The sequence below is a fragment of the Paenibacillus sp. V4I3 genome, from assembly GCF_030817215.1.
In the GTDB taxonomy this organism is placed as follows: domain Bacteria; phylum Bacillota; class Bacilli; order Paenibacillales; family NBRC-103111; genus Paenibacillus_E.
Genome location: NZ_JAUSZA010000001.1, coordinates 6,337,325 through 6,353,092, shown reverse-complemented (window position 1 = coordinate 6,353,092; position 15,768 = coordinate 6,337,325). Strand labels below are relative to the sequence as shown.

Below are 15,768 nucleotides of genomic sequence, written 5' to 3'. Positions count from 1 at the left end.
TGATCGGTAGGATGGTTACGAAGGGGTTTGCCAAACATTACTATCTCATGCTTCTTCCTGGATTTATATGGTTGACGCTGTTTAGTATCGTTCCTATGTTCGGGATTGTCATTGCTTTTCAAGATTTTAATCCGGGTCTAGGCATGTTTCATTCCGATTGGGTCGGTTTGGAAAATTTTAAGTATATGTTCACGCTTAACGATAGTAAAACGGTATTTTTTAATACGTTATTTATTGCGGTCATGAAAATTATCGCGAATATGATTGTACCGCTCATCTTCGCTTTATTGCTGAATGAATTACGTATTGCGTTTTTGAAAAGATGGGTACAGACGATTGTTTATTTACCGCATTTTTTATCATGGGTAATTCTTTCGGGTATTCTGTTGGATGTTTTGTCATATAAAGGACCTGTTAACGGGATCTTGGGCATATTCGGTATAAGTCCTACTTTGTTTTTTGCCAAGGCGGAATTGTTTCCCTTTATCATCGTGGGAAGTGACGTGTGGAAGGAATTCGGATTTAACACGATTATATTTTTGGCGGCTTTAACGGGAATCAATCCTGCTCTATACGAAGCGGCTGCAATTGACGGCGCCACTCGCTGGCAGCGATTAGTTCATGTCACACTTCCTGGAATTATGACAACAGTTATTTTACTTTCAGTGCTCAGCCTAGGTAATGTCTTAAATGCTGGATTTGACCAAATTTTCAACCTTTATAATCCTCTTGTCTATTCGAGCGGGGATATTATTGACACATGGGTCTATCGGACAGGTTTATTGAATCTCCAGTATGGATTGGCAACGGCAATGGGACTATTAAAATCAGTCATCAGTTTTCTTCTCATTACAACTTCCTATTTCCTAGCTGCTAAGTTTGCAAATTATCGTATTTTTTAATATAAAGGAGCATGAAAATGGTCAAAGAAACAACAATCGGCTCCAGAGTATTCGATCTTTTCCTTATCGTGCTGCTGGTTGGCATAGCGTTATTATGTGTTCTTCCTTTATGGTATACCCTTGCTGTTTCGTTAAGTGATAACGCAGCAGCATCCTCGGGGCAAGTTGGCTTATGGCCGGTGGGTTTTAATTTTAATTCTTATCATGAAATCATGGGTGACAGTAAATTTTTCAATTCGTTTTGGATTTCGATACAGCGAGTCGTTCTAGGATCTAGTCTTAACTTCGTTATTATTATTCTGATGGGTTACCCTTTATCCAAAAATGCGAAAGATTTGCCGTTTAGAAATGTGCTGATGTGGATTTTGGTGTTTACCATGTTATTTAATGGAGGATTAATCCCTTGGTATCAAACGGTTAAATCTTTAGGCTTGATCAATAACATCTGGGCGCTTGTCCTAGGGAACAGTGTACCGATTTTCAGTGTGATTCTGGTCATTAACTATTTCCGTAATCTGCCTAAGGAATTGGAAGAGGCGGCACTAGTAGACGGTGCAGGGCCTTGGTATATGCTTGTTAAGATTTTCATTCCGCTGGCAGTTCCCGTGCTGGCAACCGTAACTTTGTTCAGTATCGTCTATCATTGGAATGAGTTTTTTAATGGACTTGTGTTGATGTCGAATGCGGATCATTATCCGTTGCAAACCTACATTCAGCAATTGGTCGTTATTGTGGATGCCAATACCATGACCGCCGAACAAATACAGAAGATGAGTGAGCTTTCTAATCAAACCTTGAACGCGGCTAAAATCTTTATTGCTATGATTCCTGTTCTCATCATTTATCCGTTTCTCCAGAGATTTTTTATTCATGGGATTACGTTAGGGTCTGTCAAAGAATAATCAGATCTCAGGCTTGAGAACTTCTGAAATTGCTGATGGAACGTTGAAGCGCTACTTGTATGAAACACCTGAAATCGTAAAGAAGTGGAATGAGGGGGCGTTATTTGGACGAAAACACGCAAAATCGTTCCGCTGACTAAAGGTCGGGTGGCTTCTCCTTGCTGATAATCCGCATAAGAAAGCAGCAGAATGCAAAAAACGAGGACAGTTGTGCAGGTATAACCCTGCAGCTCAGCTGTCTTTTCAAAGTTCAAAAAAGGCTGTCCTCAAGTAGATTTTTCTACTTTGGGACAGCCTTTTCGTTGTCTACCTCACCGATAAAGTGTTCATCTGCCTTGAACTGCTTTTGTGCGGATAGAGTTACTTGGCATTAATATCGATAATGTGAGTGTTGCTAAGCTGATCACTGCACATACGATGGCCATACCGTGCAGCCGCTGTGTGGTGATTTCATGGCTAAAGATGGCGCCAAGTAAACTGGAGGAGAGGATCGTCCCCATAAATCTGGAAGTCATGAACAAGCCCGAAGCTATCCCAGTCTCTGCTGCGGATACGTATGAATATAAAGCCGTCTGCAATCCGAGATTTTGGAACCCGCTGCTCAAGCCGAACACGGATAGGACTGCAAATATCGCCAAGGAAGCGGAATGTTCATGAATCAGTAATATAAGCAGTGAACCCGCTATAACGATAAGCGAGCCTGTGATTAGCGGTGTTTTGGAACCGGAATTGTCAATCCATCTGCCAACCAGCGGCGTAGTGAATATCCCTAATCCGGATAAGGCCAGCATCATCATGCCAACCTGCTGCGCATCAAATTGCCTGACTTGCTGTAAATACGAGGGAATGCTGAACATGATCGAGTAGAACACGATGTTGACACAAATAAACTGGATATAGACCAGACAAACGTTGAGATTTTTTTTCAAAAAGATCACATCAATAAATGGCTGGGTGCGCTTTAACTCAAATTTATAGAATAAATAACTCAGCACTATGCTGGTTAAAAGAAACCAGAAGTTGACCCCCTTTTCGAAGGAAAGGAAGAAAAATAGCCAACTGATGATAAGTGCTGCAAAAAAGGCAATTCCCCATAAGTCCAGTCCGCCTTTGGCGAGTAACTTGCGCGGGCCGTCTTTCGGAAGAATTTTGATAGAAAGCAGAAAAGCAATGAGGATAACTGGAAAGTTAACAATGAAAATGGCTGGCCAATCCCCATATTGGATCAAAAACCCGCCAATAGATGGACCGAGGGCCGCCGATGTGGAAGAAAAAATCGACATCACACTTAGTGCCCTAGCTTGATTATCCGTGATGCTGCTGCGAATAATACCCATGCCGGCTGGGTACAGCGAAGATGTTCCTATCGCTTGAATGACGCGAAAGCCAATAAGCCAGCCAATGCTCGGTGCCAGTGGAGCTAACAAGGATGATACTGTAACGAGTCCAAGTCCAAATAGGAAGATACGCTTGCGGCCAAAAATATCGCTTATTTTACCCATAATTGGTTGAGCAATGGCGCTTGCCACATAATAAGTAGCGATCAGCCATGAGATAGCACTATAAGTGACATGAAATTCGGCCTGCAGCCGTGAGAAAGCAACTGAAATCATCGACGTATTCAGCGGATTTAAGAGAACTCCAAGGCCTACGGCTGTAATTAGCCAAAGCTGCTTGTTCTTATTAAACATATCATATCTCTCTTTCTCTTTTTTAATTGATTATAGTCCTATTTAAGTTGGATTGCATGCGATTACGGGCGGTTGGGATTTTAAGAAGAATGTGAAAAAATAAGTTATCACTCAATTGATTGTCCCTGTCCCTTCTGACGGAAGAGGAATACTCTAGCATAGAGGAAGCCTTGTACGGAAGGAGGAATCCCTCATGCGTATGGTTGCTAATAAATGGTCGAAGTTCTCCGTTTTGTTGGGGCATGCCGGCGTTGCCAAGCATATTCCTGACATGCGCCGCTTTAGCGCTTCGAACCTGCAGGCCATGCTGCGACAATATGTATTTGTTGTGGCAAAGCCGATCATTGGAACTGGGGGAAGCAGTGTAGTAAAAATCCAAAAAACGGGCAACGGCTATTTACTGCACGACTCCGGGACGAAAAGAACATTTCGCACTTGGAATGAGCTATTTTCCACGTTAAACCGGATTCGTAAAAACCGCCTGTTTATGCTGCAGCAGGGCATTGACTTAGCTACGATTGAAGGTAGGCCCGTAGATTATCGCGTTAAACTGAAAAAAGCAGGTCGGTCTTGGGTCATCCGAGCCGTTGTCGGCCGATTAGCGCGCCCAGGACTGTTCGTCACAAACCTTTGCCGAGGTGGCACGTTACTTAAAGGTGCTCATGCGCTGCGGCAGACTTTCCCTGCTTCGCTAGTCAAATCCAAAATTGACACGATGTGCGGAGTGGCCCGAACATGTACGATGCTGCTTGAATCTCGCTATCCAGGCATTGGAATGCTCGGTTACGATTTCGGTATCGACAAGCGGGGAAATGTATGGATTTTTGAAGTGAATACAAAACCTCATTAGAATCGACAACCTGAGCCAAGTTATTAATTGGGCTCAGGTTGTTTTGTTTTGATTGCACGGTTCTGATATAAATATTTTTATGGATTAACCTCAAATATCTAATTGGATTTATAGATTATCTAAAGATACAATAGGGCTTGTAACAAGAAAACAGATACAAAGGAGAGGAAACAAAATGAAAAAAAGTATATTAATCGTGGTCACTTCAGCCAATCAAATAAACAGTGAAAAGTCTACAGGACTTTGGCTTTCGGAATTTGCTGAGCCTTATATTGAGTTTTCAAAGCAAGGATTTAGTATCACAGTAGCTAGTCCATTAGGCGGTAAAACTCCTATCGATAAAAATAGTTTGAGTGCTGATTTGCATCAAGAAATATTGGATACTGAACAATTTCTTGCGGATACTATCAAACTAGATGAGGTTAAGGCTGCGGATTATGATGTTATTTTCTTGCCAGGCGGTCACGGAACGATGTTTGATCTACCGGATAACGAAAAGCTTCAATCCTTACTCAGAGAATTTTATGAGGCCGGAAAAATTGTAGCTGCGGTATGTCATGGACCAGCAGGTTTAGTTAATGCAAAGTTATCAAATGGAAAATATTTAGTGGAAGGTAAACGAATTACAGCCTTTACAGATACGGAAGAAAAAGCGGCTGGTTTGGATCGAGTTATGCCTTTCCTATTAGAGTCCAGGCTTCGTCAGGCGGGCCCGATCTTTGTTGCCGCACCTGATTGGAGCGATCATTATGAAGTTGACGGAAATTTAATTACAGGTCAAAATCCGCAATCAACACTTAGTGTGACGACAGAAGTTATTGCCAAATTGAAATAACGCAATTGTCCATTATAAATTTTATATTAGTCAGTACAATATTTTGAAAGTGAGATGGTTGAAATGGAATTAAACTTAAAAAATAAATTAGTCCTCATTACAGGATCTACTGCTGGAATTGGTAAAGCAATAGCCATTAGTTTTTTGAAAGAAGGAGCTAAAGTTATTATTAATGGTCGATCTGAGGAAAATGTAGAAACAACGGTTAAAGAACTTTCTGTATTAGGAACCGTTTATGGAATTAGAGCAAACGTTGCTGTTAAGGCAGAAAGTGATGAACTAATTAACAAAGTGAACGAAATCGGTAATTTAGAAGTATTGATCAATAACACAGGCGTTTTTACCGTAAGACCTTTTGCTGATGTGACGGATGAAGAATGGCTCGAGTACTATCAAATCAATGTAATGAGCGCCGTTCGACTATCTAGAGCATTTCTACCAAAAATGATGGAACGCAATGCAGGACGAATCATTAACATTGCAAGTGAAGCCGGAATCAAACCATATCCGGAACTCATTCCTTATGGTGTATCTAAAACAGCTCTCATTACGTTATCAAGAGGTTTAGCAGAAGTGGCAAAAGGAACAAATGTAACTGTCAATTCAGTTCTTCCTGGACCTACATGGACAGAAGGGTTCGGAACATTCATTACAGACCTTGCTAAAGAGAACGGAAAAGACTTGGATACATTTATAGAAGAATACTTTAAAAAAGACCAACCGACTTCTCTGATACAACGTTTCGCTACAGTTGAGGAAGTAGCTGATACGGTTGTATTCATTGCATCCGATAAAGCATCAGCCATCAACGGTGCAGCTCAAAGAGTAGAGGGTGGGATTATCCAAAGTATCTTATAATATAAAAAAACAAATGGAGGAGTACCAATGAATACCTTTCAATGCTAGAGAAGCCAGCAATTGCTGAGTCAGTTGTAGGGTATCTTTAAGCTAGAGAACTCTGGAAGGAAAGCGTTTGCGAGATGAGGGAGTGCCCACTTAAAGTTCTCGGACTTTAAGTGGGCACTCCCTTAAACTTGTCGATCACACTATAGTTTGTTAATCCGTCTGTCATTGACAGAATAAGAAAACAGGAAAAACAGAACGAAGTGGATATATAATAGAGGGTAAAGAGAAAGTATTGTATGAGGGGATCTTGTTCATGGCGAATTTTGAATGGTATCGAAGTTTTATCACTATTTACAAACATAGTTCCGTATCGGAAGCAGCAAAAACGCGGATTATGACACAACCTGCCATGAGTCAACATCTGGCTTCATTAGAAGCTGAGGTTGGTGAACCTTTGTTTACAAGGACTGCGAGGAAAATGGTTCCGACTGAACGCGGCAAAGAACTTTATACACAATTGGCACCTCTTATTGAGTCACTTGAGGAGACAACGTTAAGTTTCAAAGCCGTCTCATCGCCTACGTTTCCGGTTGTAAAAATCGGCACAGCGCAAGAGTTTTTTAGAGAAAGAATGGCTCCATACCTCCGTAACTTTAATATGCGTGTAATTGCCTATTACGGGCTTGCAGCGTATATTTTAGACCTATTAACGGAAGACAAGGTCGACATCATCGTGACCTCACAAAAGTTTTCAACACCTGGTATAGAATATCTGCATTATGTAGAAGAAGAGTTTGTTGTAGTTGCACCCTTTGATTAAGAGGAACCTGATTTCAATGACTCGAAGCAGCTAGAAGCTTGGCTGTGTTCACAAACATGGCTTAGTTACGGTCTAGAATTGCCCATTATCCGAAGATTTTGGAGAGAGAACTTTCAAAAACGTCCTCAAATGAAACCAGAACACGTATTGCCTGATTTGCATATTATTTTGTCAGCTATCGAGCATGGGGCTGGAATTAGTTTATTGCCAACGTATATGCTGGCGAACTCCTTGCGTGAAAACAAAGTGAAAATAATTTGTGAACCATATAAAGTAACTAATGATTTATATTTTGCCTATAAAATCAAAAATTCAGCAATGCCAAAATTAAGAATGATGATAGAAGCTCTTAAAGGATATATGTGAATTTATTGATCTAACTCTCGGGTCAAAGTAATTAAGAAAATGAAACACCCGAATATCAATAATATCCGGGTGCTTGTTAAATCTAATATAAAATCTTATTCAATTTAAACTTAAAAATCAAAATTATCAGGGTCTGGACCCACACGGCGATGCTGATCAAGGCCAGAAATAGCTGCCATATCGGTATCATTTAATGAGAAATCAAAAATTTCTGCATTGGACTGAATGCGTTTAGCTTGAATGGATTTTGGAATCGTTGCCCACCCGCTTTGCAGCTGCCAACGCAGTACGATTTGGGCAACTGATTTTCCCGCGCGGTCTGCGATGGCTTGGATGACGGGTTCATGCAAAATCTCTCCCTGCATCAGAGGTGCCCAAGCGACGGCTTGAATCCCGTTGTTATCTAAAAAAGCTTTAAGTTCATTCTGAACGAGTCGCGGATGGCGCTCCACTTGATTAATAGCCGGCTTCATAGTTGCTTGTTTAAGCAGATTTTCAAGGTGGTGGATGTTAAAGTTACTAACCCCAATAGCCCCGACACGCCCTTCGTGATACAGAAACTCGAGCGCTTTCCAGCTTTCCAGATATTTATTTTCAACCGGCCAGTGAATAAGGTATAAATCAAGGGAATCTAATCCTAGATTCTTTAAGCTGTTCTCATAAGCTGCTATTGCGCTATCGTAGCCTTGGTCTGCATTCCATAATTTCGAGGTGATAAACAAGTCTTCACGTTGAAGACCGGTGCGTTTCAAGCCACGTCGAATACCTTCTCCAACGCCTTCTTCGTTCTGATAAATAGCTGCAGTATCGATATGTCGGTAGCCAACAACAATGGCTTCTTCAACGGCTGCAATGACGGTATCGCCATCCTCTACCTGGAAGACGCCTAGACCTAGCCAAGGAAAAGCTTTACCATGGCTTAATTGAATTGTATCTTGTAAGTGTTTCATTTGATTATCCTCCTAATGTTGGGGTGAAAACAATGTCCACCGGGTTTCTGTTTTATTGATTAGACCTATGATTTCAAAGACTTTTTGGATGCGGTGGGAAGTGCGGCAGCACGTATTCTCCAAGTTCATGTATGACCTCGTCAGCTGGTCGATGGCTGTCAAAGAGAGCGAAAAAGAGATGATTAACACCAATAGTTTTGTAAACATCAATCAAATCGATTAGTTTATTTCTTCCTATTCGAAAACCAAGCCGTATTGGTGTTGCTTGTTCATCTGGATCTTCTGCTAAATCGAGATGTATAGGCATAGAGAATGAACGAAACACCGTATGGTTTTGGCGGGCAGCAGACTCTCGCCATGCCGTTATGGCTTCTAGCTGCCGCATAGGTCCTTGTGGATAGTACATCCATCCATCGCCGTTCTGTCCAAGCCAATCGAGCTCTTGCTGTGCAAAACCTGTGACCATTGTAGGAATTCTATTCTCCAGTTTTGGCACGAATGTCGCTTGCTCGATATGACCATAGCTGGAGTCAATTTGTTTGATAATGCTCAAACATATAAATGCCTCCTATTATGATTTCCGTTCCAGCTTAGCAGAAATGCCAGTGAGTAGGATGGCAACGAGAACCATTAAAGCACCAACCCATGGGGTATGAACAAGTCCCATGGAGTCGATAACAACCCCACCGACGATCGAGCCAATAGCAATACCGACGTTGAATGCTGCAATATTGATCGCTGATGCAACATCGACCGCTGAAGGTACATACTTTTCAGCAAGTTGGACGACATATAATTGAAGACCAGGCACATTCATGAAAGCAAGCAAGCCCATTAAGATAACACCAATCACGCCAGCCACTTTAAATGGAGCAAGGAATGTTAAAAGGATTAGAACGGCTGCTTGCATAATAAACATCCAAAACAGTGCGCGTAAAGGGTTGTTATTGGCTAATTTACCACCAACGGAGTTACCGAATGCAACAGCCACGCCATAAATGATCAAGATAAAGTTAATCATGCCAGAACTTATGCCAGTCACATCGTGCAGGAGTGGAGTTAAATAAGTGAAAGCAACAAACGTCCCTCCATAACCGAATGCCGTGATAAGAAAGCCCAGGACCAAACGGCCATTAGTGAGCAGACGGAACATATCTGAAAATTTAGCAGGTGGTGATTGCTTAAGATTCTTAGGGATGAGTGCGGCGCTGGAAATGATCGCAATTACACCCAGTAAGGCAACGCCCCAGAAAGTCGCTCTCCAGCCGAAGGCTTGCCCGATAAACGTCCCCAAAGGAACGCCGGTAACAATGGCGATGGTAAGACCAGTGAACATGAGAGCAATGGCACTGCCCTTTTTCTCTGGAGATACGAGCTGAACAGCAATGGTCGCTCCAATGGAGAAAAAGACACCATGAGAAAATGCTGTGATGAAACGTGCAATAAGCAATATTTCAAATGACGGTGAAAGTGCCGCGACAGCGTTACCGATGATGAAAACAACCATCAGCGACATGAGCAAAGTTTTCCGGCTCATCCGATTAGTAAGCGCGGTAAGGATCGGGGCTCCGACCGCGACGCCAATTGCATAACCAGAAATAAGAAGGCCAGCTAGCGTAATGCCAATATTTAAATCATTCGCGATGGACGCGAGCAGTCCTACTGGAACAAATTCTGTTGTTCCGATACCAAATGCGCTAATTGCAAGGGCAAGAAGTGCCCATGTTCCTGTATCTTGCTTCACTTTATGTTGTGCTGGAGATTGTGATAAGGACTGGTTCATATTATGCCTCCTAATTACATGTATTTTGAACGGAAGTAAGCTTTACTTACGCTTCACAAGTGCTATTATAAAACCATTCAGATGTTTTTGATAAGTACGTACTTTTAAGTACTATAGGGACTTTTAAGGTATATAGGTACTTAGAAGTACCCTTCGGAGCGAATAAGTTAAAGCTTATTTTGTCCTGCTTCAAAGGTACTACTCATATACGAAGTGGTTAGGCAGGTAAAACAAAGTATGGTGCTATAAATTCGGGGAATACTACAGCTTAGCGCAGCCCAAATGCACTTGAATCAGCTGCTGTAAATAAAAAGGATCCTGTTTAATAATCTCTAGAAAAAAACGGGTTTTGGAAGCGTTTTTGCTATGATAACCAGAAGTTATCGAGGGAACGTCGATCCGTTATTTGGACGAAAACACCCGAAATCATGTTGAAGAGAAACGACAATGCCTTTTTTGGCCGTTTTTTTTCCTCTGGATCGTTTCTTTGATCAAATAGCGCACGCACGTTCCTCTCATTCGATTTCAAGCACAGATTTCCCGAAATAGCGACGTTCCGCTAACTAGAGTCAGGTGACTTTCCTTTGCAATCGACAGAAAACAAAAAAATGAGAAGGCAATAACTTGCCGCCTCATTTTTTTTTGTTTTCTGTGCCACTAAGTTAATTTATTTACTTTTGGGACAGCCTCATTTCGAGGGGCGGACATGGCTTGGATGGATTTACATAAGAGCTCTGATAAAGGAATCTGTACTATGTGATCCCCAGTAGACATTTAATAAAGTAATTGTCGATTTCGAAGTCCATGGTTTAGAATCAGCGATTTATAATACACGTGATTTTAAACTGCAGGTAAGCAACGACGGCACTAGTTTCACGGATGTCGACACGGTAATAGGAAATTCGACAAATTTTACAGATCGCAGCATCAATACGAACGCCAGATATGTTAGACTGTATATAACGGAAGGAACACAAGTCGGTTATGGCGACATCCCCGAATTGGTTAAAGATGGACCCTGGCTTGTGACTAACATAAGCCGTTGGGTCGTCAAGCACGCCGCTGTTAATGGAGAATCCGTCAATTTCAATACCAAGGATTACAAATTGCAGGTGAGTAATGACGGCACTAACTTTACATATGCCGATACGGTGACTGGGAATACAGCGAACTCTACGGATCGCAATGTGAATGCAACCGGAAGATACGTCAGACTGTATATTACACAGGGGACGCAGTCAGGATTTGACGGTACGCCAGAATTTATGAGATCGAAGTTTATAACTAATCAGGAGGAATGAACGGATGCGTAAATGGATCATTGGTCTGACGGCATTGTCCTTTATAATTACTACGGCAGGGTGCAGCAAAGCGGCTAACCAACCAGTTCCATCGAATGGACAAGCTCAAAAGCAGGAAGATCGAACCGATGAGGCGTTTACGCTGCGCGTATCCTATTGGGCTCAAGATAAAAACGGATATTTTGATTCGGTAGAAAAGAAGTTTAAAGCGAAATATCCGAAAGTTACTATCCATTGGGACAAATTGGATGAGAAAAATTTTGCCGAGGTCACAGAAAACCAGTTGAAATCAGGCCAAGCCGCCGATATCCTATTTAATCAGAAGATCAAAGAATATGCCAAAGCGGGTTATTTGCTGGATTTATCGGATCAGCCTTGGACCCAGCGAATGATTGATTCCGCTAAGCAAACGGTTGCCTACAAGGGGAAAACCTATGGAGCGGCTCTTGATGTGAGCACCTTTGGCGTGTATTACAATAAAACTATTTTTGATCGTCTGCAGTTGGAGCCGCCCAAAACATGGGATCAATTTATGGCCTTGAACGTCAAAATTAAGCAGGCTGGGTTATCGCCGATCATAGGTGGATTTAAAGATGTATGGACGATTCAGGGTGTTTACATACCCATTGCCGCAACGTCAGAATTTCTCCAAAACCCTAATTTCGAATTGGATTTATATGCGGGCAAAGTGAAAATTGACGGTCCTGAGGTCAACGACGCGATGAAGAAATTTACCGATCTCGCACATAAAGGTTTTTATAATTCGGATGCTTTACAAATAGGATATGAGGAGTCGACTCAGCAATTTATTGATGGAAAAGGCGCTATGCAGTTGATGGGCAGTTGGACGCCAGGGGTTGTTGATAGTAAGACGGCTGATTTCAAAATGGGTTTTTTCGCCCTTCCAGATCAGAATGGAAAAACGGTAATGGCAGCAGCTCCGGACAAACAGGTGTCGATTAATGCAAAGACACTATACCCAGTAAAAGCTAAATATTTATTGTCCCTTTTGCTCGATAAAGACATGCTGGCGATTTATAGCAAAAACGTTGCCTTATCTGCTTTTAAAGATGTGATTGCTGAATACACCAATCCGGCGATGAAAGATGTGCAGAAAGCACTGCAGCTTTATCCCACATCAATCAACCCGGGACATTTGTTTACCAATTCTGCGAATGACGCCATAAATGCAGCGTTAAATCATATTTTGTCAGGGAAAGTACTTCAAAATGAATTGAAAGAAGCCGATGTGAACTATATAAAGGATAAGGCGACCCTTATTCTGGATTGATGGTGAAGAACCAATGAACCTCTTATTGCGATTACTTCGACTTCAAAGCTTAAAAGCACGATTGCGGTTTTTGGGAATTACCTTAGTGCTTATGGTTGGACTGCTTACAATTTCATCTTATTCCTTTTTAGAGTATCGCCAAACGGAAAGCAATCAGATTAATTCGATGCGAAAAGATAGTGCGATTCAGCAAACAGCCATAGATAGTTGGGTAGCTGCAAGAGCTTCCGAAATCCGCAATCTAGCTAATTTACAATCGACCATAGAGCTTGATATTGACGATATTAAAAACAACTTTACTTTTTTTGCGTCACATCAACAGGAGTTTGAAGCGGTCTCTTTTGCTAATAAAGAGGGTATTGTGGAATTTAGCACCATGAACCAAATTGGCGCTTATTTTAGCGAACGAACCTATTTGGAAGAAGCCGCCAAAGGCAGTGAATATATTTCTGATGTGCTGCTCGGTAAGGTTACCAATCAACCGATGATTTTATTTTCTGCTCCTGTTATGAATAGAAAGAAGCAATTTGAGGGTGTTATCTATGGAACAGTTACGTTAAAGACAATCGATAAGCTCATGGAGCAATTTCGCTATGGAGATAGCGGTGAATCCTATTTAATTGATCGAAACGGTTATCTGATCACTGAATCACGGTTCGAGGGAAATTGGAAACGGTTAGAATTTCAATTGAACAGCGATATTCTCGAACGAGCGAAGCAAGGGATACAAGCAACCTCGACTTATGAGAGCTACCGCGGCAAGCAAGTTTTCGGGACTTACCAGTCGGTGAATAACGGAAAATGGATCGCTGTTAACGAAATTGAGCGAGATGAAGTGTATCGAACCTTTAACAGGCAATTAATTGTTATGATTATAATCATTTGTATTGTGCTTACCTTTGGGTTTATCGTGATGTTGCGAATATCGTATCACATTGAACATCCCGTTCAGCGTTTATTGAAAGGGGTTCAGCGACTGAAGCAAGGCGATTATCATTATAAAATCGATTACAGCAGTATGAAGTCAGCTCCCGTCGAGCTGTTGCAGCTATGTGAGGCATTTAACCAAATGGCGCAAAATATTCATGACAATGAGCTTGAGCTTAAGCGGCAAAAGGAAGATTTGGCTGGTTCCAATGCGGAATTGGAGCAATTTGCTTATGTCGCTTCGCACGATTTACAGGAGCCATTACGTATGGTAGCCAGTTATGTACAGCTATTGGCGAAGCGATACCAAGGTAAATTAGATCAGGACGCGGATGATTTTATTCATTACGCCGTTGATGGTGCGCAGCGCATGCAGAATTTGATCAACGATTTATTGGCTTTTTCCAGGGTGGGTACGAAGGGGAAGGAGCTTAAGTCGGTTGATTTTGAAGTGGTGCTGCAACATGTTTCTACGAATCTACAGCATGCGATTCAAGAATGTGATGCGTTGGTCACGCATGATCCTTTGCCTGCATTGCTGGCTGATCCTACACAAATGGTGCAATTATTACAAAATTTAGTTGGTAATGCCATTAAGTTTCGCGATTCCAACCGAGCACCCATCATTCATATCGGGATTAAACAGCAGGGTAATGAGTGGTTATTTTCAGTTCGTGATAATGGAATTGGTTTTGAGCCGAAGTATCGGGACCGAATTTTCCTCATTTTTCAAAGGCTCCATAATAAAACAAAATACCAGGGTACTGGCATAGGGTTATCCATTTGTAAAAAAATTGTAGAACGTCATGGCGGGAAAATTTGGGTTGATTCAGAAGCGGGTCATTCGACAACCTTCTACTTCACGCTGCCAGATAGAGGAGAACATATAACATGATCGAAAATAAGCTGAGTCAAAATGTAGAAATTCTTTTAGTAGAAGATAATCCCGGAGATATTCGTTTGATTGTCGAAGTGCTGAAGGAAGGGAAAATAAACAATAATTTGAGCGTGGTTGAAGATGGTGAGGAGGCTTTGGCTTATCTCAGGCGCGAAGGCAGCTACCAGGAAGCGATTGTGCCGGACATTATATTATTAGATTTAAATCTTCCCAAAATCAATGGCACCGAAGTTCTTGCCGAAATCAAAAATGATCCGCTGCTGAAGTATATTCCAGTCATTATTTTAACGACGTCCGAAGCAGAGCAAGATATTTTAAGAGCTTATGATCTGCATGCGAATTGTTATATTACCAAGCCTGTCAATCTAGAGCAGTTTTTAACAGTTGTAAGATCGATTGAAAATTTTTGGCTTACGCTTGTTAAGCTCCCCAGGAGGTAAAACTAGTGATCAGGGTTTTATTAATTGAAGATAATCCGGGAGATGCTCGATTGATTCGTGAAGTTTTATCGGATACAGATAATCAGAATATTGAGTTGAAATGGGTCGATCAGTTGGAGACGGGCATTGAACTGATAACCAAGGATGAATTTAACGTTGTTTTACTTGATCTTTCACTTCAGGACAGTCATGGCATGGAAACGATCATCAGCTTTCGGGAGCAAGCGCCTGCAATCCCAATTGTTGTACTGACCGGGCTTGATGATGAGGAGGTTGCAATAAATGCCGTACAGCATGGCGCTCAGGATTATTTGATTAAAGGACAAGTCAACAGTTCGGTGATTATGCGTTCAATGCGTTATGCAATTGAACGTCATCGTCTTCAGGATGAGCTTTATAACTTATCTATTGTTGATGAGCTGACGAGTCTCTACAATCGTCGAGGTTTTTTTAACCAGGCACAGCAAGTTATGAATGCGAGTGCTCAGGAAGGCAATGCCTTTTATTTGATTGTTGCCGATTTGGACGGCATGAAACAAATCAACGATTCCTATGGTCATCATATGGGGGACTTGGCCTTAATAGATACGGCGAGTATATTGAAAGAAGTTTTCTACGATTCTGATATTATTGCCCGTATGGGTGGAGATGAGTTTACCGTTATTTTACCGGATACTCATGGACATTCACCCAGCTTAGATGTATTTGAACAGCAAATCATCTTGAAAATCCAGCAAATGATACATAGCTTTAATTTGAGCGCTGGCCGAATCTATCATCTTTCGATTAGTCTCGGATTATTTCATTATAATCCTGCTATGCCAGTAACCTTAGGCGAATTAATTATCCAAGCGGATCATCGCATGTATACCCATAAAAAAGGAAAAGTCAAAGTCCTATGATCTAAGTAGGATTGATTTCCGAGCTTATTGAGTGCGAACGAGCAGGATGGGACTGCTGAGAAGT

General features: G+C 41.6%; 16 protein-coding genes and 1 pseudogene. 13 read left to right on the top strand and 4 right to left on the bottom strand.

The genetic code is table 11. The annotated features are described in order from the left end of the window. Nucleotides 1-11 precede the first annotated feature (11 nt). Both QFZ77_RS29485 and QFZ77_RS29480 read left to right on the top strand, forming a co-directional pair. A complete protein-coding gene (locus tag QFZ77_RS29485) occupies nt 12-902 on the top strand; it encodes an ABC transporter permease (protein ID WP_173186227.1) in 891 nt (296 codons plus the stop codon). A gap of 17 nt (nt 903-919) precedes the next feature. Continuing rightward, entirely contained in the window at nt 920-1,804 is an 885-nt protein-coding gene (locus tag QFZ77_RS29480; protein ID WP_268613448.1) for a carbohydrate ABC transporter permease, read from the top strand. 326 nt (nt 1,805-2,130) lie between these two features. Here QFZ77_RS29480 and QFZ77_RS29475 read toward each other — a convergent pair whose 3' ends face one another. Further along, the gene (locus QFZ77_RS29475; protein WP_307445047.1) at nt 2,131-3,495 is read right to left on the bottom strand and encodes an MFS transporter; all 1,365 of its coding nucleotides are present in this window, start codon (nt 3,493-3,495) and stop codon (nt 2,131-2,133) included. 193 nt (nt 3,496-3,688) lie between these two features. Between QFZ77_RS29475 and QFZ77_RS29470 the strand changes: the two genes are divergently transcribed. From QFZ77_RS29470 to QFZ77_RS29450, 5 genes are all read left to right on the top strand, one after another. Further along, nucleotides 3,689-4,345 (top strand): YheC/YheD family protein, encoded by a 657-nt coding sequence (locus tag QFZ77_RS29470; protein ID WP_307445044.1) that lies wholly within the window; start codon nt 3,689-3,691, stop codon nt 4,343-4,345. 175 nt (nt 4,346-4,520) lie between these two features. Next, nucleotides 4,521-5,180, top strand: a complete 660-nt coding sequence (locus QFZ77_RS29465; RefSeq protein ID WP_307445042.1) for a type 1 glutamine amidotransferase domain-containing protein — start codon at nt 4,521-4,523, stop codon at nt 5,178-5,180. Between the two features lie 63 nt (nt 5,181-5,243). Beyond that, nucleotides 5,244-6,038 (top strand): SDR family NAD(P)-dependent oxidoreductase, encoded by a 795-nt coding sequence (locus QFZ77_RS29460; RefSeq protein WP_307445038.1) that lies wholly within the window; start codon nt 5,244-5,246, stop codon nt 6,036-6,038. A gap of 301 nt (nt 6,039-6,339) precedes the next feature. Continuing rightward, the gene (locus tag QFZ77_RS29455) at nt 6,340-6,846 is read left to right on the top strand and encodes a LysR family transcriptional regulator (protein ID WP_307445035.1); all 507 of its coding nucleotides are present in this window, start codon (nt 6,340-6,342) and stop codon (nt 6,844-6,846) included. 42 nt (nt 6,847-6,888) lie between these two features. Further along, nucleotides 6,889-7,212 (top strand): LysR substrate-binding domain-containing protein, encoded by a 324-nt coding sequence (locus QFZ77_RS29450; protein ID WP_307449940.1) that lies wholly within the window; start codon nt 6,889-6,891, stop codon nt 7,210-7,212. Between the two features lie 110 nt (nt 7,213-7,322). Here QFZ77_RS29450 and QFZ77_RS29445 read toward each other — a convergent pair whose 3' ends face one another. The 3 genes from QFZ77_RS29445 to QFZ77_RS29435 all read right to left on the bottom strand — a co-directional run bounded on the left by QFZ77_RS29445 (nt 7,323) and on the right by QFZ77_RS29435 (nt 9,945). Then, on the bottom strand, nt 7,323-8,162 hold the full coding sequence (locus QFZ77_RS29445) for an aldo/keto reductase (RefSeq protein WP_307445031.1): 840 nt from the start codon (nt 8,160-8,162) through the stop codon (nt 7,323-7,325). Between the two features lie 73 nt (nt 8,163-8,235). Next, nucleotides 8,236-8,715 carry an LLM class oxidoreductase gene (locus QFZ77_RS29440; RefSeq protein WP_373462670.1) on the bottom strand — a complete coding sequence of 160 codons (480 nt, stop codon included), beginning with the start codon at nt 8,713-8,715 and terminating at the stop codon, nt 8,236-8,238. Between the two features lie 18 nt (nt 8,716-8,733). Next, nucleotides 8,734-9,945 carry an MFS transporter gene (locus QFZ77_RS29435; RefSeq protein WP_307445028.1) on the bottom strand — a complete coding sequence of 404 codons (1,212 nt, stop codon included), beginning with the start codon at nt 9,943-9,945 and terminating at the stop codon, nt 8,734-8,736. Between the two features lie 785 nt (nt 9,946-10,730). On the opposite strand from QFZ77_RS29435, the pseudogene QFZ77_RS38020 reads away from it, so the two are divergent. The 6 genes and pseudogenes from QFZ77_RS38020 to QFZ77_RS29410 form a co-directional block, all read left to right on the top strand. Continuing rightward, nucleotides 10,731-10,934 (top strand): annotated as a pseudogene (locus QFZ77_RS38020) (discoidin domain-containing protein); the annotation flags it as partial. A 36-nt stretch (nt 10,935-10,970) separates the two neighbouring features. Then, nucleotides 10,971-11,246, top strand: a complete 276-nt coding sequence (locus tag QFZ77_RS29430) for a discoidin domain-containing protein (RefSeq protein ID WP_307445025.1) — start codon at nt 10,971-10,973, stop codon at nt 11,244-11,246. A gap of 4 nt (nt 11,247-11,250) precedes the next feature. Then, complete coding sequence (locus tag QFZ77_RS29425; RefSeq protein WP_307445022.1) at nt 11,251-12,537, top strand: ABC transporter substrate-binding protein; 1,287 nt, start codon at nt 11,251-11,253, stop codon at nt 12,535-12,537. Nucleotides 12,538-12,550: 13 nt separating this feature from the next. Then, nucleotides 12,551-14,359, top strand: coding sequence for a sensor histidine kinase (locus QFZ77_RS29420; RefSeq protein WP_307445020.1), 1,809 nt, complete (start codon nt 12,551-12,553; stop codon nt 14,357-14,359). Continuing rightward, nucleotides 14,356-14,802, top strand: coding sequence for a response regulator (locus QFZ77_RS29415; RefSeq protein ID WP_307445017.1), 447 nt, complete (start codon nt 14,356-14,358; stop codon nt 14,800-14,802). Before QFZ77_RS29420 ends, QFZ77_RS29415 begins: the two co-directional genes overlap by 4 nt. A gap of 5 nt (nt 14,803-14,807) precedes the next feature. Next, entirely contained in the window at nt 14,808-15,704 is an 897-nt protein-coding gene (locus QFZ77_RS29410; protein ID WP_307445014.1) for a GGDEF domain-containing response regulator, read from the top strand. Nucleotides 15,705-15,768 lie beyond the last annotated feature (64 nt).